The organism is Ehrlichia chaffeensis str. Arkansas (assembly GCF_000013145.1).
GTDB classification, from domain to species: domain Bacteria; phylum Pseudomonadota; class Alphaproteobacteria; order Rickettsiales; family Anaplasmataceae; genus Ehrlichia; species Ehrlichia chaffeensis.
In genome coordinates this window covers 589,201-613,798 of sequence record NC_007799.1, presented here as the reverse complement: position 1 = coordinate 613,798, position 24,598 = coordinate 589,201, and the positions used below count along the sequence as shown (strand labels likewise).

Annotated in this window: 19 protein-coding genes, 1 tRNA gene and 2 pseudogenes; 13 read left to right on the top strand and 9 right to left on the bottom strand. The window is 27.3% G+C overall.

The window, feature by feature from the left end:
• Positions 1 to 204 precede the first annotated feature (204 nt).
• The 4 genes from ECH_RS02535 to ECH_RS02520 form a co-directional block, all read right to left on the bottom strand.
• A complete protein-coding gene (locus ECH_RS02535) occupies positions 205 to 1,173 on the bottom strand; it encodes a hypothetical protein (RefSeq protein ID WP_011452713.1) in 969 nt (322 codons plus the stop codon).
• A gap of 195 nt (positions 1,174 to 1,368) precedes the next feature.
• A complete protein-coding gene (locus ECH_RS05015) occupies positions 1,369 to 1,518 on the bottom strand; it encodes a hypothetical protein (protein ID WP_011452712.1) in 150 nt (49 codons plus the stop codon).
• A gap of 486 nt (positions 1,519 to 2,004) precedes the next feature.
• Positions 2,005 to 3,414, bottom strand: coding sequence for a glutamate--tRNA ligase (gene gltX / locus ECH_RS02525; protein WP_006011666.1), 1,410 nt, complete (start codon positions 3,412 to 3,414; stop codon positions 2,005 to 2,007).
• Positions 3,415 to 3,949: 535 nt separating this feature from the next.
• A tRNA-Thr gene (locus ECH_RS02520) sits at positions 3,950 to 4,020 on the bottom strand.
• A gap of 29 nt (positions 4,021 to 4,049) precedes the next feature.
• Here ECH_RS02520 and ECH_RS05075 point away from each other — a divergent pair.
• The 5 genes from ECH_RS05075 to ECH_RS02500 all read left to right on the top strand — a co-directional run bounded on the left by ECH_RS05075 (position 4,050) and on the right by ECH_RS02500 (position 9,160).
• Positions 4,050 to 4,172: a hypothetical protein gene (locus ECH_RS05075; RefSeq protein ID WP_011452711.1), complete on the top strand. Its 123-nt coding sequence runs from the start codon at positions 4,050 to 4,052 to the stop codon at positions 4,170 to 4,172.
• Positions 4,156 to 4,968: a bifunctional DNA-formamidopyrimidine glycosylase/DNA-(apurinic or apyrimidinic site) lyase gene (gene mutM / locus ECH_RS02515; protein ID WP_011452710.1), complete on the top strand. Its 813-nt coding sequence runs from the start codon at positions 4,156 to 4,158 to the stop codon at positions 4,966 to 4,968. The genes ECH_RS05075 and mutM overlap by 17 nt, the downstream gene beginning before the upstream one ends.
• 192 nt (positions 4,969 to 5,160) lie before the next feature.
• The gene (locus ECH_RS02510) at positions 5,161 to 6,285 is read left to right on the top strand and encodes a hypothetical protein (protein ID WP_011452709.1); all 1,125 of its coding nucleotides are present in this window, start codon (positions 5,161 to 5,163) and stop codon (positions 6,283 to 6,285) included.
• 628 nt (positions 6,286 to 6,913) lie between these two features.
• Positions 6,914 to 7,489, top strand: a complete 576-nt coding sequence (locus ECH_RS02505) for a hypothetical protein (RefSeq protein ID WP_006011263.1) — start codon at positions 6,914 to 6,916, stop codon at positions 7,487 to 7,489.
• A 138-nt stretch (positions 7,490 to 7,627) separates the two neighbouring features.
• Positions 7,628 to 9,160, top strand: a complete 1,533-nt coding sequence (locus tag ECH_RS02500) for an acyl-CoA carboxylase subunit beta (RefSeq protein ID WP_006011265.1) — start codon at positions 7,628 to 7,630, stop codon at positions 9,158 to 9,160.
• A gap of 1,411 nt (positions 9,161 to 10,571) precedes the next feature.
• Here the strand turns inward: ECH_RS02500 and prfA are convergent.
• Entirely contained in the window at positions 10,572 to 11,651 is a 1,080-nt protein-coding gene (gene prfA, locus ECH_RS02495) for a peptide chain release factor 1 (protein ID WP_011452706.1), read from the bottom strand.
• 163 nt (positions 11,652 to 11,814) lie between these two features.
• Between prfA and yihA the strand changes: the two genes are divergently transcribed.
• From yihA to ECH_RS02480, 3 genes are all read left to right on the top strand, one after another.
• Positions 11,815 to 12,417 carry a ribosome biogenesis GTP-binding protein YihA/YsxC gene (gene yihA / locus ECH_RS02490; protein WP_011452704.1) on the top strand — a complete coding sequence of 201 codons (603 nt, stop codon included), beginning with the start codon at positions 11,815 to 11,817 and terminating at the stop codon, positions 12,415 to 12,417.
• Complete coding sequence (gene argB, locus ECH_RS02485; RefSeq protein ID WP_011452703.1) at positions 12,389 to 13,354, top strand: acetylglutamate kinase; 966 nt, start codon at positions 12,389 to 12,391, stop codon at positions 13,352 to 13,354. The genes yihA and argB overlap by 29 nt, the downstream gene beginning before the upstream one ends.
• Positions 13,355 to 13,623: 269 nt before the next feature.
• A complete protein-coding gene (locus tag ECH_RS02480; protein ID WP_011452702.1) occupies positions 13,624 to 14,772 on the top strand; it encodes a porin in 1,149 nt (382 codons plus the stop codon).
• Positions 14,773 to 14,837: 65 nt separating this feature from the next.
• Here ECH_RS02480 and ECH_RS04755 read toward each other — a convergent pair.
• A pseudogene (locus ECH_RS04755) lies at positions 14,838 to 14,960 on the bottom strand (coproporphyrinogen III oxidase); the annotation flags it as partial.
• Positions 14,961 to 15,283: 323 nt separating this feature from the next.
• Between ECH_RS04755 and hemF the strand changes: the two are divergent.
• Positions 15,284 to 16,138: an oxygen-dependent coproporphyrinogen oxidase gene (hemF, locus tag ECH_RS02475; protein WP_011452700.1), complete on the top strand. Its 855-nt coding sequence runs from the start codon at positions 15,284 to 15,286 to the stop codon at positions 16,136 to 16,138.
• An 803-nt stretch (positions 16,139 to 16,941) separates the two neighbouring features.
• On the opposite strand, the pseudogene ECH_RS05100 reads toward hemF, so the two are convergent.
• Together ECH_RS05100 and miaA are read right to left on the bottom strand one after the other, a co-directional pair.
• Positions 16,942 to 17,156: pseudogene (locus ECH_RS05100) on the bottom strand (hypothetical protein); the annotation flags it as partial.
• A gap of 331 nt (positions 17,157 to 17,487) precedes the next feature.
• A complete protein-coding gene (gene miaA / locus ECH_RS02470) occupies positions 17,488 to 18,399 on the bottom strand; it encodes a tRNA (adenosine(37)-N6)-dimethylallyltransferase MiaA (protein ID WP_006011101.1) in 912 nt (303 codons plus the stop codon).
• Positions 18,400 to 18,510: 111 nt separating this feature from the next.
• On the opposite strand from miaA, the gene ECH_RS02465 reads away from it, so the two are divergent.
• The 4 genes from ECH_RS02465 (at position 18,511) to ECH_RS02450 (ending at position 22,694) form a co-directional block, all read left to right on the top strand.
• Complete coding sequence (locus ECH_RS02465) at positions 18,511 to 18,969, top strand: hypothetical protein (RefSeq protein WP_011452697.1); 459 nt, start codon at positions 18,511 to 18,513, stop codon at positions 18,967 to 18,969.
• A 94-nt stretch (positions 18,970 to 19,063) separates the two neighbouring features.
• A complete protein-coding gene (locus ECH_RS02460) occupies positions 19,064 to 20,278 on the top strand; it encodes a hypothetical protein (protein ID WP_006011097.1) in 1,215 nt (404 codons plus the stop codon).
• A 70-nt stretch (positions 20,279 to 20,348) separates the two neighbouring features.
• Positions 20,349 to 21,620 (top strand): serine--tRNA ligase, encoded by a 1,272-nt coding sequence (gene serS, locus ECH_RS02455; protein ID WP_011452695.1) that lies wholly within the window; start codon positions 20,349 to 20,351, stop codon positions 21,618 to 21,620.
• A gap of 882 nt (positions 21,621 to 22,502) precedes the next feature.
• Positions 22,503 to 22,694, top strand: coding sequence for a hypothetical protein (locus tag ECH_RS02450; RefSeq protein WP_011452693.1), 192 nt, complete (start codon positions 22,503 to 22,505; stop codon positions 22,692 to 22,694).
• Positions 22,695 to 22,874: 180 nt separating this feature from the next.
• Here the strand turns inward: ECH_RS02450 and ECH_RS02445 are convergent, their stop codons facing one another.
• The gene (locus tag ECH_RS02445) at positions 22,875 to 24,107 is read right to left on the bottom strand and encodes a dicarboxylate/amino acid:cation symporter (protein WP_044170547.1); all 1,233 of its coding nucleotides are present in this window, start codon (positions 24,105 to 24,107) and stop codon (positions 22,875 to 22,877) included.
• Positions 24,108 to 24,598 lie beyond the last annotated feature (491 nt).

Genomic DNA, 24,598 nt, shown 5'->3' with positions numbered 1-24,598 from the left:
TTAAAAAATTATGGTTATTGCTATATATCATGATTTTCATATTCTATTGTACAATTTTACTGCTTATTATTACATAACTTAAATACAGTAATATCAAGATCAATGCGGCACAGCAATAACTTTAATATTATTAATTATAGTTTTTATAGTAATACTAATTATAGTACTGTATTGTAACAATAAACGGAATATTAATATACATACCTATCTGAATGGAAATTTAACGGTTAATGGTTCAAGATCAGTATTGTGAACAAATAACCCTGGAGCGCTTTCGTTATTTCTTGGTGAAATGTCATCTTCTAATCCATCATGGTTAATTTGTGGTACTTCAACTTCACTTGTAGATGGTAATAGAGGATGGTATTCCTGTTGACTAGAAGTAGCTACTTTAGTGGAATATGATAATTGATTACTCTCTAATATATCATCATGCTCTACACACATAAAAGTATTCGTTGATTTTTCAAGAAAATATCCTATGTTTCCTTTACACTGTCCTCCATATTTTACATTGTGACATGTGTAATTTTTATATCTTCTTAAACCACCCAGTGCATTATCACAGATAATTATATTTTTTTCAAAGTTTAACAAAATATATAATGGATATGCAGTATGATGTTCGTATTGTTGATAATATATCTTACCTTCTTTATCAAAAAAATTATAAACGCATATACTATAAGTACTATTCTGATTATTGTCATCATAAATGGATTGTAACATGCTACACTTTATATAATGAGAAACTGCTACTACAGTAAATAATCTTGTAAATTGAATAGTAGGGTTTTCGTGACGTATAAAATGGTAATATTGATGCATACTTTTTTTAATATCTAAGTCATGAATGTGAGTTGCAATACCAAAGCAACAAATGGAACGTTCTGAAAATTGAAAACTTTTAAGCAGCTGATTATTACTTATATTTCTATTAATTCGTATAGCCAAAAATAATAAATTATTTTTATGCATACCATAAAAAAAAGCGTAATAATACTTGGACAGTGTATTTTCAATGAAATAACAATCTTCAAATTTCATCCCGATAAAATGATCTAGTGTATAGTGATCGTTAGTGAAATCACTGTCTAAATCATATTCATGAAATTCATAAATATCACATAAAATATATTTTCCTGTTTTCAATTTTAATAATGTTAGATTCATAAGATTTTTAATATATATTAATACATTTAAAGTAAATTAATATATTTTATATAAAATGTTAATAATTTTTTTATTTATTAATATTTATTAATTATTATTTCTATACATACATTCATTTTTATGCGTTTATAATTTTCTTGTATTATAGATTTTTGAAACTTGTGTAATTAGCGTCATTAGAACTTTTTTTATAGTTCAATTATTATATTGAACCTGTTGCTGCTGACTACTGGTAGGTAACAGATCATTTACAGCATGTTCAACAACTCCTGATATAGAATAATCAATACCAGATGATAACTGATTTTGATATTTGACTCCTACACTAACAATATTTTTATACATATGGGATTTGATATCATTTGCAATATTCTGAATCTTATCTTTGGAATATAACTCAATCCAAGCTTTATTTCCTTGATTTGTGGAGAATAATAACTAATTACTGGAATAGCAGATCCGTGATAAGCAATATATAGACCTGGTATGAAATCTTCTTTATTGCGTCCATAGGAAAAATTAGAATTGTTAGTTCTTAGATTAACATATTACAACCAACTTCCAGTAACACCACCGAAGCTACTGATATATCTGAAGATGAAAGTTTCATTTTTTGTGAAACAGGACTTGTCAATCCTACTTGTAAACTTCCGATATTAGAAGATTTAATAAAATACTATATTAATTTTTTACAACATGTAATCTTTTAATAGCATACTTATGTGCTATGCAAAAATTGTATTTTATGTAAGTTATGTATTATTTTTATAAATAAGTTATTCTAGACAATAATTTAAAGTAGCATTTTGTACAAGATTATAATGAGGAAGCTTATTCTATATTTTGTGCATACTTTATACGTTTTAGACATTCTTCTTGTTGAAGATTAATCATAATTTCAATAATACTTGGAGCATTCATTCTTCCAACAATAGATGCACGCAGACAATGATAGATGTTACTAATCTTTATATCTAAGTTTTGTGAAATGTTTTTTATTGTTGATGTTAGTATGCTGTTATTCCATTCTTTTTCTGAAATTCTTGATAAATTATTATATAATATAGAAAACACGTGCTTATAATCTTTTATAATAGCACTAGCTTCTTGATCAATAGAGATTGGTACATCTTCAACGTAAAACAAAGATTCGTTTGCTAAATTTACTAGATTTTTTGTCCTTTTCTTTAGTTCATATAATCCTTTTAATAAATATCCTTTTTTTACTTCATTTAGCATATATCCTATCTTTTTTTCTATAATTGGAATAATCATATTCAGAATCACTTCATCTTCAGTAAGACTGATATAGTGATTGTTTAAAAATTCCAGTTTTTTATTATCTAATCTTGCCGGAGATTGTCCGATATTCTTTATAGAAAACCACTTTATTGCTTGATCCATACTAATAATCTCATCATCTTCATGACTCCATCCCATTCTTAACAAGTAATTGGATATTGCTTCTGGTAATATACCTAAATTTTTATATTCATGTATGCCAATTGCTTGATGTCTTTTAGATAATTTATTACCATCTTCATCATGTATCAATGGAATATGAGCAAATTTAGGAGGATTCCATTCTAATGCATTATATATTAATAATTGACGTGCTGTATTTGTTAAATGGTCTGTTCCTCTAATAATATGAGTAATATTCATGTCATGGTCATCTACAACTACGGATAGGAGATATGTAGGAGTGTTATCAGAACGCAATAAAACCATATCATCTAATTGTGTATTACTTACTGTGATATTACCATATACTTTATCGTCAAATGATGTGACACCTTCAGTAGGGCTTCTTAATCTAATGACTCTAGTAAGATTATCAATTGTAAAATTTTTGTTTTTCCATATACAATTGTGTTTATAATATAAACCCTTTTTACTAAATTCTTCTTTTTCTTTATTTATTTCTTCCTCAGAACAATAACAGTAATATGCTTTATTGTTTAATATTAGTTGATTTGCAATTTCAATATGTCTAGATATATTTTTTGATTGTAATACTATTTCCCCATCATAAGGAATTTTTAACCAAGACATTGCATTAATAATAGAGTCGATAAGTTCTTTAGATGATCTTTTTTTATCAGTATCTTCAATGCGTAATAAAAATTTTCCATTGTTATGTTTAGCATATAGCCAGTTGAATAGAGCTGTTCTTGCTCCTCCTAAATGTAAATGTCCAGTTGGTGAAGGGGCAAATCGAGTTATTACATTATGTGACATAAAAAAATCTTATAAAAACTAGAATTGTTTTATATTTCAACATTTTTGTAAAGTAATTATATAATGATGTATCGAATTATAATACCAGCAACAGTAAAGTAAATTTTGATATAGTATTATTGGTTTATGTATTAACTAAATGTTATTAAAAGAGGCAATATCATAATGGGATTTATAACTTTTACTGTTAGGTTCTGATTTGATAGATTTTATGGTATAAAAAATATTTTTTAATTCTTCAATAGTTATTCCATAATCACTTATTATAAGATTTTTATGTATATTTTTTTAAGTAGTTATGTAGTAAATAATCTACCATTTTTGTGATAAAGAGTGTTGTTATCGTGATTCTGAGAGAAGCAATAATACAAATATATAAAAAGATAAAAATTTACTTTATAAAATAATTGGGTTCTTTTTGTTAATTATCAGTATTGTTATAATTGAAGAACTGTAGGATTATACAAATGGAGAAAGTACACTCTATATTATAGTGTTTGCAATTTTGTAAAAAATATATATGCTAATAAGTGAGTGCCGTTACCAAGAATCGAACTTAGGTCTCATCATTACCAATGATGTGCTTTGCCACTAAGCTATAACGGCTTAATTAGGTTTTATTTTATTTTTTTATTATGGATAAGTCAAAAAAAATTAAAAATGAAGATAAAAATAAAGCATTATCTAACGCACTAAAGGCTAATTTACTACGTAGGAAAAATAAACAGCGTCAAGTAAAAAATGCCAGAACTACCTGAAGTAGAAATAGTTTGTAGAGCATTATCTAGTCAGATTCTAGGTAAGACTATATTAGATATAGAAGTTAATAGGTATGACTTACGTGTTCCAGTCACGCAAAACCTATGTGATATTGCTGTAAACAGTTCTGTATTTCAAGTACTTCGAAAAGGTAAGTACATTGTTTTAGTCCTTAGTAATCAGTACTACCTTGTTATACATTTAGGTATGAGTGGCAATTTGATTTATAGTGAAAGCTACATAAAACAAAAAAAGCATAATCATGTAATTTTTCATTTCAGCAATAACAATTTGCTTATTTTTAATGATCCAAGAAGATTTGGAATAGTGATATTATTAACTTATAGTCAATATATAGAATTTTTTAAGAATTTTGGTGTTGATGCACTATCTGATGAATTCAATACTAATTATTTATATAACACTTCTAACAAAAGGTGTACTATAAAATCCTTGCTAATGAATAATAAGTTTGTTACTGGTATAGGTAATATATATTCTACAGAAAGTCTTTTCTTAGCAGGAATAGCACCTAATAGGTTTGTAAAAGATTTATCAATAATAGAGTGCAATAATATTATTGATGGAGTTAAAAATATATTGTTGTATTCAATAGAAAATGGTGGATCAAGTATAAAAGATTACACATCACCATTTGGAATAAGAGGAACATTTCAAAATCATTTTTTGGTATATAACAGGACAAGACAACAATGTTATAAGTGTAATAGTTCTATTTTGGTAATAAAGCAAAATGGTAGAAGCACTTTTTTTTGTCCATACTGTCAGTTATAAGATAGATCAATGTATGCTAAGTTCAATTTAGGATAAAACAATATTTTAATATCTATTATTTTTACTAATGCTAAAAATTATTAAAATAAATATTAGTTATTCTACTTTTATTAATAAACAATTAATAATTATTGATATTATTTAGTAATTATATAATATTATTAATATCTATTAATAAATAAAAAAAATATTATGAGTCTCACGTTACTAAAGTTAAAAACAGGAGAATACTGTTTATGTGTCAGTGACCATTGTAAATTTAATAAATCACTTAATACTTACTATACATGTAATGATGATTTGAATCGTGTTTTAGAACATAATTCTACAAATAGTGGTGATGGATTAGATGAGTTAATTGGTGTTAAATTTGATGATTTTCATCTTGTTGAAAATCCATTAGGTGTATATAACTATGTTTTTTTCTATGGTATGCATAGAAATGAATTATCATTTTTAATTATTCCATTTAGTCCTAATTTAAGCTTTAATGATATACTTAAAGGTTTTCAATTTTCAAAAAGTTCTGTATCTTGTATTGGACATGTTATATATGATTATGGTCATGCATTTCGTAGAGATATTCAAGGATATCGTAGATTTGTTAATTTAAAATTTACAGAAGCGTTTACTGTAACATTTACTGATCATTACATACAACGTGTTGTATCAAATATTCCTACTGAAGATCACTCCCGTGACATGTATTTTTATAAATTTTTTGATAAACACAATACTTTATATTATGTACAAAATAAAACGTTTAATAATCAATTATCATCATCATTAAATATCTCTTCTAGGCAAAATACTGTTACCCATAGTGAAGAGCATGGTAATTCGTTATCTGATAATTCTATGCAGTTAGAACATAATGTTGCATCGACAAGTAATGTTACACAACAAATGCATTGTAAAGTACGAAACAATAATGTGGACTCATCCTATGTTGTAGATATCAATAATGTTGAGAGTGAGTACTATGTTTTGCCAATAAGTGTTTCTGAACAATCTATACAGCATTATGTAATACCAAAAGACAGGTCTGATCACTCAATGTATCATGTAAAAATAAATGATTCTCATCAACGAGAGTGTTATGTAACGCGGATAGGTGATTCTCGTGTACAAGAACATTATTCTGTATTATCACGACGTCAAAGAAATGGTGAATCTAGTATTGTATTAAAAAGTCATACTAGCAAGTCAGTAGCAGAGACTTTACCGAGAAATAATGGAAATATCCCAACATTATCTCTAAGTAGTGTTACTTCTGAATCAGTAACTACTCAGTCTTCAATTCTCAGTAGTCTGTAATATGTTCTGCTTATTATTACAATATAATATTGATTTATACATTAAGTTATAGTTTCAATCATGTAATAGTAAGCAGTAAAACTGTAAAATATAATCAAAAACTGATATGTTTTTAAATGAATTAATGTAACAAGTATAAAGTAATCTGTAATATGTTCTACTTATTATTACAATATAATATTGATTTATACATTAAGTTATAGTTTCAATCATGTAATAGTAAGCAGTAAAACTGTAAAATATAATCAAAAACTGATATGTTTTTAAATGAATTAATGTAACAAGTATAAAGTAATCTGTAATATGTTCTACTTATTATTATCATATAATGTTGATTTACACATTAAATTGTAATTTCAATCATGTAATAGTGATCAGTAAAAATTGAATATATTACATGCATAATTATACTATGTAGTTTTAAATATTTCTTTTTCAGGTTTTATATAGTACAAAATGTACTTTCGATAAATAAAAATCTGTAAAATGTAATCAAAAACTGATATGTTTTTAAGTTAATTAATGTAATAAGTTAGTAATTTTATAAAATTATAAAAAAAAGAATAGAATTCTTTAGTTTTTTTTATGTATTATTATAGAATAATGGTTAATGTTAGTGTTATAGGTTATGCAATTACTAATTCTTTTATTAGATAAAAATTCCCAAATGTTTTTATCTAGTGCAGACTCATATAGATCTGAAAATGATACATTTGTTACTAACGACCCAGTCTTAAAAAGTATAATAGGAGATACTTCGGCTAATCCAAGTGCAAGTCCAAACTATGATCCTACTTTATATGGAGCTTTGTTTACTAAATATTGTGTTGTCAGAAGTAACAATTGTCTTAATGAAATTATTATATTGTCTGGTCTCAATAACAACAATGAAGAAGTGTTTGTAGCTCTATCAGTCAGTAAAAATGAATTTAAATCTTTTACGCAGCGTACAGAACACACGCCATGTTTTTTTTTCAATAAAGAAAATTATATCGGTGGAGGAGCAACTAATGGCCGTAGTGTTAAACAATTATTTTGTGACGTAAAAACCAATGCAACTTTTATACCTCAAGTTAATGCAAGCACTGTCCGTTCACGTTTCAATTTCTGTGATGAAGATGGTAAAATAGTTGATGCTATATATTGTGCTGGTACATTAACCGAAGTAAGTGCTACAGGATTAGGAAATGTCAGATTATTATAATCAATCACTTTCTGTTATATTGTGTATATAGAATTTCATCTATATAATAAAGAAAAATAATTATAAAGTTTACATGTTTGATATAAATTGTGAAATGTGATAAGAGTATTCTAATACTTCTATTTCTTTTTGGATATTATGAATTTTGCAGGGTTACAGGATTTAAATAACAGGCAATCAAAATCATATAATGGTGGTGGATTGTCTAGAATAGAAAAGCAGCATCTTAAAGGTAAGTTAACAGCAAGAGAAAGACTAACTGTCTTACTAGATGATAATTCTTTTGAAGAATATGGAGCATTTGTAGAGCATAGATGTGTAAATTTTTCTATGGATAAGTCTAAGATACCAGGAGATGGTGTAGTTGTAGGATATGGTACTATCAATGGTAGAAAAGTATGTATTTATTCTCAAGATTTTACTGTTTTTGGAGGATCTCTCAGTGAATCAAATGCTAAAAAAATCTGCAATATTATGGATAAAGCTGCTTCATTAGGAATTCCTATAATTGGTATTAATGATTCAGGAGGAGCAAGAATACAAGAAGGTGTGGATTCATTATCCGGTTATGGAGAAATTTTTCAACGTAATGTTAACTTGTCTGGAGTAGTCCCACAAATATCTTTAATTATGGGACCTTGTGCAGGTGGAGCAGTTTATTCTCCTGCATTAACTGATTTTATTTTTATGGTACGTAATACTTCTTATATGTTTGTAACAGGACCAGATGTAATAAAAAAAGTTACATATGAAGAAGTTACTCAGGAAGATCTTGGTGGAGCAAAAGTACATGCTAGTAAAACTGGTATTGCAGACTTAGTATTTCATAATGAAATTGAAGCATTATTGCAAGTGCGTAGATTCATGAATTTTATTCCATCTAATAATATGGAATCAATAGGATCTCAGTCAGCTTCAAATTTTATAAATATGGAAGATTTATCTTTAAATACATTAGTACCTAAAAATAGTACTACTCCATATAATATGTATGAGTTATTGGAAAAAGTATGTGATGAAAGGCTATTTTATGAAATAAAACCAGATTTCGCACGTAATATTATTATAGGATTTGGCAAAATAGGGGGTTATAATGTAGGGTTAGTAGCAAATCAGCCTTTACATTTGGCTGGATGTTTAGATATTGATGCTTCAAGAAAGGGAGCAAGATTTATACGCTTTTGTGATGCTTTTAATATACCTGTTATTACTTTTATTGATGTTCCAGGATTTATGCCAGGGGTCAACCAAGAACATTCTGGTATCATAGCACATGGTGCAAAATTACTGTATGCATATGCAGAAGCTACTGTCCCAAAAATTAGTGTAATAGTACGTAAAGCTTATGGAGGAGCATATATCGTAATGAATTCTAAACACCTGTGTGGTGATGTTAATTATGCCTGGCAAGATGCTGAAATTGCAGTTATGGGTGCTGAGGGAGCAGTTGAAATAATCTTTAGAAATGAAAAAGATAAAGATAAAATACAACACATTATTGATGAATACCGTACTACAATAGTAAACCCTTATGTAGCAGCTTCTAGAGGGTATATTGATGATATTATAGTACCGTCACGTACAAGAGAACATCTATTTAAATCTTTACAATTTTTAGAGAAAAAGAAAGTACATAAGATTATGCGTAAACATGATAATTTACCTTTATAGAGTAAACTTGCATTTAATAAACTTTTTATCAATGTTTTACAGATTCGTAAGTTATTTATTTAATGTGTTTTTACACTAGATTATTCTTTATATGTGATTATCCATCCTTATCTTTTCATAAAATATTTTTGGTATTATTATTAGATATTCTGTTTAATCATTTATATTTATAGTGCTATTTACTTAAGCATTATTAGTGAATTTTTATTTATCAAAAGTACATTTTGTAGTATATAAAATCCAAAAAAGAAATATTTAAATATTACATAGTATAGTTCATGACATATATTAATTAAGATATTGAGGTAAAATAACATTCTCATGTTATTATGCATGTAATATATTCAATATTTATTTTATATTTTGACAATCTCTATAATTCTGAATTTTTCTGTGATTATGTATTAATATTCATGCTTTAATACCATATACTATACTTCTAAAAATTCACATTCCTACAATATCCATGTATTTGCTATACGAAACTCTAAATTTTCAAACAAGCTTTGCAAGTTATCAAATAATTTTTAGATATGAAATTCATATAATACTAATAATATTATCTAGCAAAAAATATGTAAAATTATTAGAAGTTAATATAATGATCCATTCTACATCTTTAAGACATGACAAATTGCCATTTTAACTGACACTATTTACTAAAATATGATCTTCCTGGTTTTTAAGAGTTATACTCGGCTTCGTCTAGGATTAATCAATATTACTAAAATGTTATGCTTAACCATATAGATGATTAGACTATTACTATTGATTTTCTGGAAATCTGACAACTGCTACCTTTTTCATCTGAATAAAATCCTTTTTTTAGTAATAAATTCTAGTACACATCTATAACAAGAATTTATCAAAAATGATTCTATTAAGAATAAACTTTTTGACTCTATTGGATATGACAATTTGCCACAAATCTTATCCGTCAAAATAAAGAATGTATAATAATAAAAACAGTGTCTTAATATAAACGGATAATAATATTTTGCAAAAACTTATTTTGAGAAAAAGTTTTATTTTTTATGAGAAAAGGCAAGAGTAAAGTGAACTTAATGTAATATCAAAGAACAGCAGTACAAATTTGAGATATATTGTCCTGTAAACACAACAAACATTAATATATGGCAAGTTTTAAGCATATATTTTAATAGTAGTTAATAACTTACATAATAACTGTTTTTTATTACATATACTAAAGGAATCATCAACTTACAACCCTCAATCTAGAATTACAGATCATAGGATAAATCTTATATTATAATGATATATAAATGAATATCAATGTGTTTTCCTTAACATAAGTGCTACAAAAGACACAATTGCTAATATTAAGCCATTGATGAACCCTACAGTAATTCTTTAAAAAGTAATCTAATCTGGTTTGTAAAAGTTTTTTTGATCAAATATGCAGGTTCTTTAATTTATTTGCTTCATCTTCGGCTATTAATGCTTCAATAAACTCATCCAAATTTCCTTCTTTCATAATATCATCTAATCTATATAATGTAAGATTTATCCTATGATCTGTAATTCTAGATTGAGGAAAATTGTAAGTTCTTATACGCTCAGAACGGTCTCCTGATCCTATCTGACTTTTTCTCATTTGTGAAATTTCTGCATCTCTTTTTTGTTTTTCTAGGTTATAAAGCCTTGCTCTTAATACCTTAAGAGCTTTACTTTTATTTTTATGTTGAGATTTCTCATCTTGCTGTATAACGACAATTCCGCTTGGTATATGCGTAATACGTACAGCACTATCAGTAGTATTCACAGATTGTCCTCCTGGACCGCTTGAACGATATACATCTATTCTTAAATCTTTTTCATCTATCTTTAAATCTACTTCTTCAATTTCTGGTAAAACTGCTACTGTAGCAGCTGAAGTATGAAGTCTTCCAGAAGCTTCAGTTTCCGGTACCCTTTGTACTCTATGCACTCCAGATTCAAATTTTAACCTTGCAAATACATTAGATCCGCTTATACATAATGATATTTCCTTATGTCCGCCTATACCGGTTGAAGATGAGTTAATCTGTTCAAATTTCCAATTCTTTTGTTCAGCATATTTTGTATACATTCTATATAAATCAGTCACAAATAATGCAGCTTCTTCTCCACCTGTACCTGCTCTAATTTCTAAAATAGCATTACGTGCATCATCTTTATCCTTGGGAAGTAAGGATAATTTTAATTTATGCTTAACTTTAGGTAATTGTTTTTGCCGTTCATAGAATTCTTCTTTAGCTAGACTTTTTAATTCATGATCAGTTTCTGGATTATTTATCAGTTCTTCTAAGCCTGCTATATCTTTTTGTAAGATATTATATTGGTCTATCACTGATATCACAGGCAATAATTCTGAATATTCTTTTGAAGCAGCAACAAAGGAATCCACACTCAATTGACTTGGATCTTCTAACATACTTTTTAGTTTGTAGAATTTTTGAGACAACTCTTCTAAACTATTATCAAAGCTCATAGCTTTGTCACCACTCAATTAATAATCTTTATCTACTTTTTGCTAGATAATATCATTTGTAATATTAATTGCAAAATTTTTTTCTTTAAATTTTTATATGTGATAGTATTGAAGCATAGTTTTTTATATATTTTAATATTTTTATAATTAAGCATTTAACTGCATGAAGCTAAAAACTATAATGTCAAAGTGTGAATTTATGATAGGAGCTACTCACATAAAGTCTTTACCAGATTTTTCTATACCAGAAATTGCAATTGCTGGTAGATCAAATGTAGGCAAATCTAGTCTAATTAATGCAATAACAAATAATAAAAAAAATGCTAAAACATCTTCTAAACCAGGATGTACAAAACAAATTAATTTTTATCTTATTAACAAAGATTTTATGGTATTAGTAGATTTGCCAGGTTACGGATATTCTAAAGCAGATAAAACTACTATCAATAATTATTTATGTCTTATGGAATATTATCTACTAAATAGTAGAAACCTATTAAAAGTTATATTACTTATAGATGCTAAAGTTGGATTTAAGGAAATAGACTTAGATTTTATCAATTGGCTTGAGTTACACCAAATACATTACCAATTAGTATTAACAAAAATTGATAAAATAAAAAAAGAAATGCTTGATGTTAACGTAAATTATATTAAAAATCTTAATTTGGATTTTATTATGTATCCAATCATCAGTACTAGTAGTCAATGTAAACAAGGAATAGAGGAGTTGATTTATGAAATTGCACAATGTATTAAAAAATAATAATAAAGAAGATGTTGTATCAAACATTGAGCAATTTGGTGGAAATGCTGATTGGTTTAACGCAGCAAGAGTTTTATCAGAATCCTTACCGTATATACAGCAGTTTTCTGGTGAGACATTTATCATTAAATATGGTGGTGCTGCTATGAAGGATAGAAAATTAGCAGAAAATTTTGCTCACGATATTGTATTGTTAAAACAATTAGGTATTAATCCAATAGTTGTGCACGGTGGCGGCAGCAAAATCAACGAATTTCTAGAGAAGATAAATAAGAAAAGTACATTTGTTAATGGATTAAGAGTTACTGATGCTGAAACTTTGGAAATCGTAGAAATGGTATTATGTGGATTAGTCAATAAAGATATTACACAACTAATAAACAAAGCTGGAGGTAATGCTATTGGATTATGTGGTAAAGATGCTAATTTAATAGAAGCAAAAAAAGTTTGTTATACTTATAAGGAAAATCAGTCAAATAATGTTGAAAAAATACTAGACATGGGTTTTGTTGGAGAACCTCATGAGGTGAATACAGACTTATTATTTTTTATGGAAGAATCTGATTTTATTCCAGTAATAGCTCCTGTATGTAGTGGTGAAAATGATCTTACTTATAACGTAAATGCAGATTTAGTAGCTGGTGCATTAGCAAATGCCCTTGCTGCTGCAAAATTGATTATTTTAACGAACGTACCTGGAGTTACTGATGTTAATGGTAACTTGTTATCTGAAATATCAGTAAGTAATGCAGAAAGTCTAATAGAACAAGGTATAGCAAATGCAGGTATGATTCCTAAGTTACAAACTTGCATTAAAGTAGTAAAAGAAGGTTATGGATCAGCTCACATAATAGACGGTAGAATACCACACGTATTGTTGTTAGAATTGTTTACCATACATGGAACTGGTACTATGGTATTAAATACAGATATATAATCTATCAAAAATTATAATTGTAAAGTTTTAAATATTTTTCTATTTTGTTTATTTACTTACTCACTGTGCTATGCTGTTACTAAGTACAATATCTATAAAAAATAATATAATATATTATATATTAAAGTAAGAATAATTTTTTATTATGAAAAATCTTGATTATTTTAATAACTAATGTTATTTTACCTCAATATCTTAATTAATATCTGTCATGTGAGGTAGATTTGGTGTGTAGAAAACTATTATATATATCTGCTATATTTTCCTTAATGTTATTTATAAATCAAGCTACGGCTAATGACTTTGCGTTAAGTGGTAAGTTAAATCTACAATACGGTTTTAATAGCAATGACTTTTCAAGGTTGTCCTTTAATGCAACTTCCACTTTAGAGTATTCATATCACATTAATGATTACTTTTCTGTTGGGCCTTTTCTAAAATTAAGCACAAACCTAATGAGTAATAGTATAGACAGCTCAGGTAATGCAAAAGATTCTATATTAGATATAAATAGTAATACAAAAGAAGCATATGTCTTTATTAAATCTTCTAATATCGGAAGTTTACAAGTAGGATTGACAAGTCCTGTTTCACAAAAAATGAAACTTTCATCTTCAGATATATCAGTAGCTTCAGGTGGTGTTACTGGAAGTTGGTTACAATATGTTAATCTAAGAACTGACAATTCTAATTTTTCCTATGGACACAATAAAGAAGATACTGTTTTATTCACACCAGGTCTATATATTGCTTATCACGGATCTGCTATTCCAGTAGTTAGTTATTATTCTCCACAAATTAAGGGAATAAAGCTTGGGTTAAGCTATATTCCAAAAGATAAGATTCAGGATATTGCAAACAATATCAAATCCCATGTGTATAAAAATATTGTTAGTGTAGGAGTCAAATATCAAAATCAGTTATCATCTGGTATTGGTTATTCTATATCAGGAGTTGTTGAACATGCTGTAAATGATCTGTTACCTGCTAGTAATCAGCAGCAACAGGTTCAATATAATAATTTACTATCTTATAATGCTGGTTTTTCACTAAAATATAATAATATTACTTTTATAGGATCGTATGGTAATCTTGGTAATTCTGGTAAAAAGGAAATTTCTGTACAATCTAATCATTATAAAATAATTGATAGTGAATTTTATGATTTAGGTTTAAAGATTGAAAATGATTTGTTTAATGTTGGCCTCAGTTACTTCTATGGAGGTAAAAAGGTAAACCTTAAGACTTCTCCTGAAAATTATGCAAAACATGCATTATCAGCATGTGCATTAGGTATAGAGAAGATATTACGTAATAATATGATTCTTTATGCTGATATTGTATTTTTCGATGTTGACAGAACTGATACTAATAAATCTGGCTATATTGGATTGATAGGAGCAAAACTAAGTTTCTAACAGAAAAAAACACGATTGATTTATATAAAATAACATATTAAAAGGTGTTTTTCAATATATGTTCATTCTATACCACTTCCAAACCAATTTTTATCTGATATACAAATAAATCTAGTATTCATATGTACAGCTGGTACAAATGGAGAGCACATATGCGCAACAATAGAAATTCCGCTTGCCCAAAATTTTTTGTCTTTTCCTAGTATCACCAAAATATATCTTATTTAAGTGTACAGCAAAAGTTAGAGTACAAGTTTTTCTACATTTTGCAGTTAAGTATTTATATTACAGGAAGATTTTTATATAACTTTACTATAATTATCAATTTTATAATAAAATTTTAACACTAAGGTGGTTATTAATCATAATATTGCATTCCATAAATAATTCTTTACAGAATTATAAATTACTTATATTTATGTTGAATAATATCTTATTAGTTTTTTTAATATTTTCTTTTTTATAAGAGTATACTTTTACTGTATCACAATTTAGTGTTTTTTTTAAGTTTATGAAAGCAAAACAAAAAAGAGCAGTTGACTGGTTTAAGACATTACAAAATCAGCTCTTATCTGAGTTTATATCAATAGAGAAACAGTTTTCATCTTTTATACCACAAGTAGATCATAAGCATTGGGAAAGACCTGGAGGTGGAGGAGGGCATTCTATAGTGATATATGGTAAGGTTTTTGAAAAAGCCGGAATAAATGTTTCAGAAGTATATGGAGATATGGAACAAAATCATGAATTATCTCATGCTGTAAATCCTTCTGAGTTATCTAATACTTTTATAGGAAAAGACAAAAAATTTTGGGCAAGCGGAATTTCTGTTGTTGCGCATATGTGCTCTCCATTTGTACCAGCTGTACATATGAATACTAGATTTATTTGTATATCAGATAAAAATTGGTTTGGAGGTGGTATAGATTTGACTCCTACATATGAAAACAAAAAAGACCAAGAACTTTTCCATAGTAATCTACGTGAAATGTGTGACCAGTACGATAAGAGCTATTATCAGAAGTTTAAGCAACAATGCGATGAGTATTTCTTTTTACATCATAGGAAGGAGCCACGTGGTATAGGTGGTATATTTTATGATAATATAAATTCAGGAAATTGGGAAGCTGACTTTCAATATACTCAGGCAGTAGGTAAGTTTTTATTAGATATCTACCCAATTATCGTAAAGAGAAATCTACATACACCATGGACTGCAGAAGAGCGCGAGTATCAGTTAGTTAAGCGTGGAAGATATGTAGAATTTAATTTAATTTACGATAGAGGTACAAGATTTGGTTTACTGACAAATGGTAACTCTGATGCAATCATGATGTCCATGCCTCCTATAGTCAAATGGAAATAGTTTTTATTATATAAAAATCAAAATAACCCATCTCATTCTGATGATTATGAATAGGTGTACTTTCATGATACACACTTTTATTACATCATTTTTAATATTAGTAATAAGTATTTACTTTTCAACGTGATATTCACTAAATTTAAACCGTTGACTAAAAGTTAAATAAGATATCTTTTTAATTCCTTTATATTTTTAATTATAATGTCAGTGAAAAATTACTAAAATATACAAAAACAAAAAGTTAGATTAATATCCTAATGCAATTAATCTATCATTAAATATGAGAAGAGTAATGACATGATCAATAAAGAAACTATATGAAATTGTTGGTTATTTAAAAACATATATTTCTAAAAATCAATACATATAACTTGATCAATTGGAAGGTGAATTACATAAATCTGTACAGTAATAAAAAAAAAATCGAATTTTACTAATTAACAATTTTTTAAAAATTAAATACTATTAAGCAGTAACAATACTAACTATAACAACCTGAAAAATAAACATTTAACTTAACAATACTAATTAAGTAGAAAAGACAATACACTTATAATAAATTTTTTTATCCAATGCATCACTATATATGCATAATATCTTCTTACATTGCAAGGGAATATGCACCTTCTATAGAAATAAACATTAATATAAAATCTGATATTTTTAATTTTTCTATATTTTGGTATTTTTATTTGATAGTACATTAACATGTACCCTTATAGATTATAAATTGTTTGAGAAGGGCATTTTTGATTCCTATGATTTTGTTGCAAAATATTTTTCATAGTGAATTAAAGATATTTTCAAATTCTATTTTTTACAATATCTTCTGGAGGGTTTTTCTTCCCAACCGAAATATAATATTTGCCCATATCAAGCCACATCTATGAATCCTGATCTACTTTTAGCAAGAAACATCTCTCTTTTGAGTTTATCTATTAATACATAATGCCCCACCAAGCAGATCTTCCATTATCTTTTCCACGTACGAGAAAAATGGGCAATCTAGCCTACTTTTCAATAATTAAGTGTTTGTTTTCTGTGGTAAATTAGTAATTAGCATCTGGTTGTTGTTTATTACCTTCATTACTATCTTGTAAAGCGATACTGGTGCCATGCAAGACATAATCTTGATTTTCCCTAAACCAGAATTCTAATATTTGTTCTAATATCGTTCTTCCCCAATCTCGTTGAATTTCAACATTTTCCTAGTGTGAAAAGTATCTTTACCACCTTACTACAAATATAAAAAATCTAAATGTAGATTGTAAAGGCTACAAAAAAATAGAGCAAGACAAGAAATGACATTATTATTGGATTAAGGTGTTTTAATTCGAACAGTTTTGAATTCAGTTATAATATACATAACTGTTTTTTATAGATTCTAACAACTGATCCTGAGATTCATAGAATAATGCATTTCGGAATTGATGCTTAAACCATGTATATTGACGTTTAGCATAATTCCTAGTATTTTTTTGAGCTATTTCTATTGCTTGATCAATACTGATTTTATTTTGTAAATATTGAATTATTTCTGGCACACCGTGTGCTTTCATTGCAGGAAAATGTGCAGGTATATTCAGTGAAAGCAAATTTTCTATTTCTTCTATTACAGATGTATTGATCATATTAATAAAACGTTCGTTTATTTTTTTATATATTTCGCTTCGTGGTGGCATAAGAATACAAAGCTTAAAATTCTTAAATATAGGTTCACGAGGTGCATTTTCCTTCCATACAAATATGGAAATTCCTGTTTGTTCTATGACTTCATATGCTCTTAATAATTGATGTGAATTGTTTTTATGTAAACATTTTGCTATAGGATCTTTATCTATTAATAATGCATAAAACTCTTTTTTCCCTAGAGTTTTAAATAGCCTTCTTGTTTCATTCCTTACACTATCTTCTATCTTAGGAATTTGCGATAAGCCATATATTAGACTATTGATATACATTCCACTACCTCCAGTTATAACTGGAAACTTTTTTTGTTGTATAATGGATGATATTTCATCCTTTAAATCTTCTATCCATAATCCTACAGAATATTGTTGTGTTACTGATACATATCCATATAATTTGTGTTCTACAGAAGTATCATTCAAATTCGGTTGATCTGTAATTATAGGGATTTCTCGATATATTTGCTTTGAATCACAATTCACAATAATTCCATTATTATCTTGCGCTATTTTCATAGATATCTTAGACTTTCCTGATGCTGTAGGTCCAGTAATGATTAATATATTATTCATGTTAATTATGCATAATTAAGTTAACTTATATTGTATGTATAAAATATATCATATAGTATTATAAACTGGTTATTTTACAATACATGATTTTATCAAGGTAGGTGTAAGTAGATGGGTGATGAAACAAATAAAGATTCAAAATTTACTAAGCAGTTTGCTGCTAATAGAAAAGGTAATGCTGCAAGTTTTAGTGAAAAGTATAAAAATCCTAATGCTTTGCCTAATAAATCAGCAAAATTCTCTAGTATATTACAAGATAAGCCTGAAAAAGAAGTGCCTTTTTCCGATTCAAAAAACTTGTTAAGAAAAAGCAAATTAAACAACAAAAACTTTGCAGAATCTACTAAGAAGAGTAGACTAGATTGCCTATTTCTCGTACGTGGAAAAGATAATGGAAGAGCTGCTTGGCATTATGTATTGGTAGATAAACCCAAAAGAGAGATGTTTCTTGCTAAAAGTAGGTCAGGCTCCATAGATGTGGCTTTATATGGGCAAATATTATATTCCGGTTGGGGAGAAAATCCTCCAGAAGATATTGTGAAAAAAATAGAAGATGAGTTTGGTGCTTAATTAGTATATATCTTTACTTTACTAAATATTTTGATAAATTCTTGCTATAGGTGTTTACTAGAATTTATTACTAAAAAGAAAGGGTTTTGTTCAGATGAAAAAGGTAGCAGTTGTAGGTTTCCAAAAAATCAATAGTAGTAGTCTCATCAGCTACATGGTTAAGCATAACATTTCAGTAATTTTGATAATCCTAGACGAAGCTGATTATAACTTTCAAAACCAGGAAGATCATGTTTTAGTAAATAGTGTCAGTTTAAATGGCAATTTATCATGTCTTAAAGATGTAGAATGGATTATTAATATTACCTCTGAAAAATCAGGAGAAGATTATAATCTAATATATAACACATACAACAAAATATTACCCCATGTGAGCAATAATGTTATCATATCGGCTACTTCAAATTTTTTTTTAGATGTTGTTAGCAAAATACCGCACAACACATTTTGTCATTTCCTAATAGTATCCTTCTTTTATTATGCTAATACAGTCAAATTAATAGAATGTGCTTACTATAATAGTTTAGAAAATAAAGGCATTGAAATATTAAGCAATAGTTTCTCTAATGTAATTACATGCAGTAACATTTCAGGGCTTATATTGGATAGAATACTATCATTCTGGTCCATGATTTTGCTAATAGGAACTTATACATTCAATATTAATATAGAAGATGCAGATTCTATTATAACGAATAAATACATGGGAATACCTAATGGGGCATTCAATTTACTAGATGAAATAGGTCTAGACAATTTCATACTTACAGTAAAACATTTAATAAACAGTTTACCCAGTAATGATCACTTACATAAATTATATAACGCCATACCTAGAGTAGTACTACAAATGATTTCCGATGGATACACTGGCTCTACAAGCAAAATTGGTGGATTTTACCGTTTTTATGAGTTATATGGTGGCAATAGTAATCAGGTTATAGATTTACATACTGGACTATATAGAAAAGCATACATTATTAATCATGACTTTAAAAACATTCAAGATCTATTTGATATTCACGATAAATATGGGCAATTCATGTGGTATGTATGGTCTAATACTTTAATCTATATTTCATCTTTAATTCCTGAATTATCTTCGATATCAGCCATTGATAAAGCCATGAAGTTAGCATGTGACTGGAAATATGGTCCATTTGAAATTGTGGATTTATTAAATGATGCTATTGAGAATAAACTTTCTGACTCTACTGGAGATGACAATTTGCCACAAATCTTGTCCTTCAAAAAAAGAATGTATAACAATAAAAAACAGTGTCTTAATATAAACGGAACATATACTTAAGATTTTTTGTTTTTTTTTAACATAACCACGTATAAGATAAGATACAATATTATATAAATAATTGAATTTTATGCACGATATAGATTTTATAAAACAGAATCCAGAATTATTTGATAATGCAATGCAAGTACGAAATTCTGAAAAAGTTGCAAAAAAAATTATAGAATTAGATGTTAAGAAAAGACATTTATTAACACAACTATACTCTTTACAGAAAGAACGTAATCAAATCACTCAAGAGATTGAAAAGTTAAAAAAAAATAATCTTCAGTGCAACATACAAATAGAATTATCAAAAAATGTAACAAGTAAAATAAACGATATTAACAATATGATAAAAGAAGATTCTCAATTAGTTAATCTTCTCAATATGTTACCGAATATACCAGATGAAAGAGTACCTATTGGGAAAGACGAAAACAGTAATGTTGAATTGAGAAGACATGGGAATAAAACAAGCTTTGATTTTCCAATAAAGACTCATTATGAATTAGGGGAAAATCTAAATTTAATGGATTTCAAACAAGCCGCAAAACTTTCTGGATCAAGATTTGTAATACTCAAAAATCAGCTTGCACAATTAGATCGTGCTTTATCTAATTTTATGCTAGATATTCATACTAAAGAATTTGGTTATTCAGAAATATCTCATCCAATATTAGTTCATGAATCTGCTATGTATGGAGTAGGACAATTACCAAAATTTGCAGATGATTCCTTTAAAACAACAGAAAATTTTAGACTTATACCAACAAGTGAAGTAGCACTTACCAATTTGGTATCAAATATGAATATTAATGGATGTGATTTACCTCTAAGATTTACTGCTTGTTCTCCATGTTTTAGATCAGAAGCAGGAAGTGCTGGTAGAGATACAAGAGGCATGATGAGACAACATCAATTTAATAAAGTAGAATTAGTTAGCATTGTAACTGAAGAACAATCAGCACCAGAATTAGAAAGAATGACACAAATTGCTGAAGAAATTCTCAAGAGATTAGAATTACCATATAGAGTAATGATGTTGTGTACTGGAGATATGGGTTTTTCAGCAAGTATAACATACGATATTGAAGTATGGATACCAAGTCAGAATCAATACAGAGAAATTTCTAGTTGTTCAAATTGTAAAGCTTTTCAAGCACGTAGAATGAATACTAAATATACTACTATAATTAATAATGTTAAAGTAAGTAAATTTGTACATACATTAAACGGTTCTGCTTTAGCAATAGGAAGAACTATTATTGCAATTTTAGAAAACTACCAAAATAGAGATGGTTCTATAACAATACCGCATATTTTAAGAAAATATATGGATAATCAAGAAGTTATCAAATAATTTTAATAATTTATATATGAAATTCATACAGTACTGAGGTAATATTAATAATCCATCATACATCTTTAAGACATGATAAATTGCAATGTAAACTGACACTATTTACTAAAATGTGATCTTCCTGGTTTTAAGAGTTATAATCAGCTTCGTCTAGGATTAATCAAGATTGCTAAAACGTTATGCTTAACCATATAGATGATTAATTTTCTACCTTTTTTATCTGAATAAAATCCTTTTTTCTAGTAATAAATTCTAGTATACATCTATAGCAAGAATTTATCAAAAATGAATGTTCTATTAAGAATAAACTTTTTGACTCTATTGGATTGACAATTTGCTACAAATTTTATCCATTAAAAAAGAATGTATAATAATAAAAAACAGTGCCTTAATATAAACGGATAGTAATATTTTGCAAAAACTTATTTTGAGAAAAACTTTGATAGTTCTAATTAACATAAAGCATATAATCTTTTTTGTAATAGTTGTTGTGATATATGTTCAGTATGGATATCAATAATTCAAGAATTCCTGTTTATTTTGTCTGATGTTATTCAATTATTTATTAATTGTGTAGTATGTCGTGCAATAGTACTTGTTATTATTTTTGTACAGAAGAATAAATTATTTTGGTAAGTACATTTTAATTTCTAATATTTAGTAGCTATTTTTAGTGCGATTTAGTATTAGTTATTATATGTGCTTAAAAAAAAAATAATAATATAACTTGAGTTATTACTGAATATCTTGCTAACCGCTTTTCTATTATATCTTTTATATCTAAATTAGCTTTTTTAGTATTTGCTGTATTAGATTTCCTGTATACTATACAAAGAAGTGAAACATATAATTACAATCTAATTTGTATTTCTTTTATTTTTTATGAGAAAAGACAAGCAATATACGGCAAGTTTTAAGCAACATAAGAACTGTTTTTTATCATGTTATATAAAAGAATCATCAACTTTCTATTTTCCTCAATCTAGAATTACAGATTATAGGATAAATCCTACATTATATAAAGAAGAATTCTATGAACAGCAAAAACAATTATCTAAATTAAGCATAAATTAAAATTATCCTTAATCCAACCTTTTTCTAATAGAGTTGACATTCCATATAGCTATTTTTAAAGTCATTGTGATCTCTAAAAACTACTTATCAAATTAAGTCAAATACTTACCATACTTCTGAAATTAAAATTAACATATTTACTAAAATAGCTTATATATTAAGATACATACTAAAAATAGTTCATTGATCATTTATTCCAATTTTCTTACCTTTTTTTATCAACGCATCATATTCTTTATGTACTATCTGAGTAATGCATACATCTGACCATACATTAATTGCAGTTTCAAACATATCTATTATTGTATATACAGGCAATATAACTCCCATGATACTCAAAGGCACTTTCATTGACATGAGATAACTCATAGCCATAAAGTAGCACCCCATTGGAACCCCTGCATTACCAATAGCTGCTCCAGTAGCTAGGAACACCCACAAAAACATCTCACCAATAGAAAATGTGTATCCGTTAACTTCTGATACAAAAAATACTGTGATTAATATGAAAGCAGCACATGCATTCATATTAATAGTTGTACAAACTGGCAGTATAAAAGATGATATCTTTTTTGGAATATTTAAGTAATCTTGTGTGCAACGAAGAGTTGTTGGTAGAGTAGCTGTAGAAGATTTTGAAAAGAAAGCTATGGTTAAAGCTGGCAAAACACCGCGAAATGTTTTTATAACAGGAATCTTCTTTAATTTTAGTAACAGAGGCAGTATTATACATGCTTGTATGAAATTTGCTATCATGATACATAACAGATATTTTAAAACATTTGATATGTTATATCCTTCCTTCATGTTATATAACAGTACAGTAATAAATGACCATAATGCTATGGGCATTAGCTTTAATATAAGCTTTGCTATTTCTAAAAATGTATCGAAGAGGGCATCAAAAACTTTATGAAGCAATTCGCGTTTATTTTTATCAGGCAATAATAGCAGTGCTCCTCCTATAAGGAATGCAAGTATGACACACCCAATTACATTATTATCTAGAAATACCTTAATGAAGTTATAAGGTAATATAGACATTAAATACGATAAATAATCTGGAGTATTGCTAATATGCTTATTGGTACTCAATATGTTATATATAAGTTCTTTTTTTGATGGATCAATTAATAGGTATGTGATAAGACCTACAGTAGCTGCAATCACTGTAGTAGATATAGTATAAAATATGGTTTTTCTTATTAAAGTTTTAATTTCTGTCAAATTTGCCAATCCAGAAATTGTCGATGTAATAGAAAAAAATACTACTGGTAAGCTAATTAGTTTGAGTAAGTTAATAAAAATATCTCCCAACGCTTTAGCCAATTCAGTTATCCATGATTGATTTATATAATATGAAATTACTGCAAGAATTATGGGAACAAAGATTTTTAAAACAAATTTATACATCACAAAATAATACAAAAATACATATATAATTTAATATACATCAACATATGATAATAGATACTTTTTTGTTCAAAACTTTTATCAATAAAAATTACATAATTATTATTATGGAAAATAAATAGATAAAAAGTTATAAATTGTAATTTACTAGATTCAAACTTCTTTGGGGAAAATTCAAATAATTCAAAAATTTAATTTTAAAATCTTACAAATACTATCCTATAACGCAGTAAATCCAGATTCATCAGTATATCAGGAAGTAACCTAAGCAATAGCAACATGGAAGTATCAAATATTTCCTTATTTCCTTGCTAATTTTTATAATGCTAATTTAAGCAATACAAACATGCATCTTGTAAATGATGCTCATTAAAGATACAAACCTTAATAATACAAATTTACATAAAGTTCGTATGAGTGTGATGCAACTCTAATTGGAGTAAATTTAATCATAGTTATAATGAAAGCCTATGTCTTGTCTTATAAGCTTT

Coding starts and splice junctions, on each gene's coding strand:
- ECH_RS02535 (WP_011452713.1), bottom strand. CDS start 1,173: ATGAATCTAACATTATTAAAATTGAAAACAGGAAAATATATTTTATGT.
- ECH_RS05015 (WP_011452712.1), bottom strand. CDS start 1,518: ATGTATAAAAATATTGTTAGTGTAGGAGTCAAATATCAAAATCAGTTA.
- gltX (WP_006011666.1), bottom strand. CDS start 3,414: ATGTCACATAATGTAATAACTCGATTTGCCCCTTCACCAACTGGACAT.
- ECH_RS05075 (WP_011452711.1), top strand. CDS start 4,050: ATGGATAAGTCAAAAAAAATTAAAAATGAAGATAAAAATAAAGCATTA.
- mutM (WP_011452710.1), top strand. CDS start 4,156: ATGCCAGAACTACCTGAAGTAGAAATAGTTTGTAGAGCATTATCTAGT.
- ECH_RS02510 (WP_011452709.1), top strand. CDS start 5,161: ATGAGTCTCACGTTACTAAAGTTAAAAACAGGAGAATACTGTTTATGT.
- ECH_RS02505 (WP_006011263.1), top strand. CDS start 6,914: ATGCAATTACTAATTCTTTTATTAGATAAAAATTCCCAAATGTTTTTA.
- ECH_RS02500 (WP_006011265.1), top strand. CDS start 7,628: ATGAATTTTGCAGGGTTACAGGATTTAAATAACAGGCAATCAAAATCA.
- prfA (WP_011452706.1), bottom strand. CDS start 11,651: ATGAGCTTTGATAATAGTTTAGAAGAGTTGTCTCAAAAATTCTACAAA.
- yihA (WP_011452704.1), top strand. CDS start 11,815: ATGAAGCTAAAAACTATAATGTCAAAGTGTGAATTTATGATAGGAGCT.
- argB (WP_011452703.1), top strand. CDS start 12,389: ATGAAATTGCACAATGTATTAAAAAATAATAATAAAGAAGATGTTGTA.
- ECH_RS02480 (WP_011452702.1), top strand. CDS start 13,624: ATGTTATTTATAAATCAAGCTACGGCTAATGACTTTGCGTTAAGTGGT.
- hemF (WP_011452700.1), top strand. CDS start 15,284: ATGAAAGCAAAACAAAAAAGAGCAGTTGACTGGTTTAAGACATTACAA.
- miaA (WP_006011101.1), bottom strand. CDS start 18,399: ATGAATAATATATTAATCATTACTGGACCTACAGCATCAGGAAAGTCT.
- ECH_RS02465 (WP_011452697.1), top strand. CDS start 18,511: ATGGGTGATGAAACAAATAAAGATTCAAAATTTACTAAGCAGTTTGCT.
- ECH_RS02460 (WP_006011097.1), top strand. CDS start 19,064: ATGAAAAAGGTAGCAGTTGTAGGTTTCCAAAAAATCAATAGTAGTAGT.
- serS (WP_011452695.1), top strand. CDS start 20,349: ATGCACGATATAGATTTTATAAAACAGAATCCAGAATTATTTGATAAT.
- ECH_RS02450 (WP_011452693.1), top strand. CDS start 22,503: ATGAGAAAAGACAAGCAATATACGGCAAGTTTTAAGCAACATAAGAAC.
- ECH_RS02445 (WP_044170547.1), bottom strand. CDS start 24,107: ATGTATAAATTTGTTTTAAAAATCTTTGTTCCCATAATTCTTGCAGTA.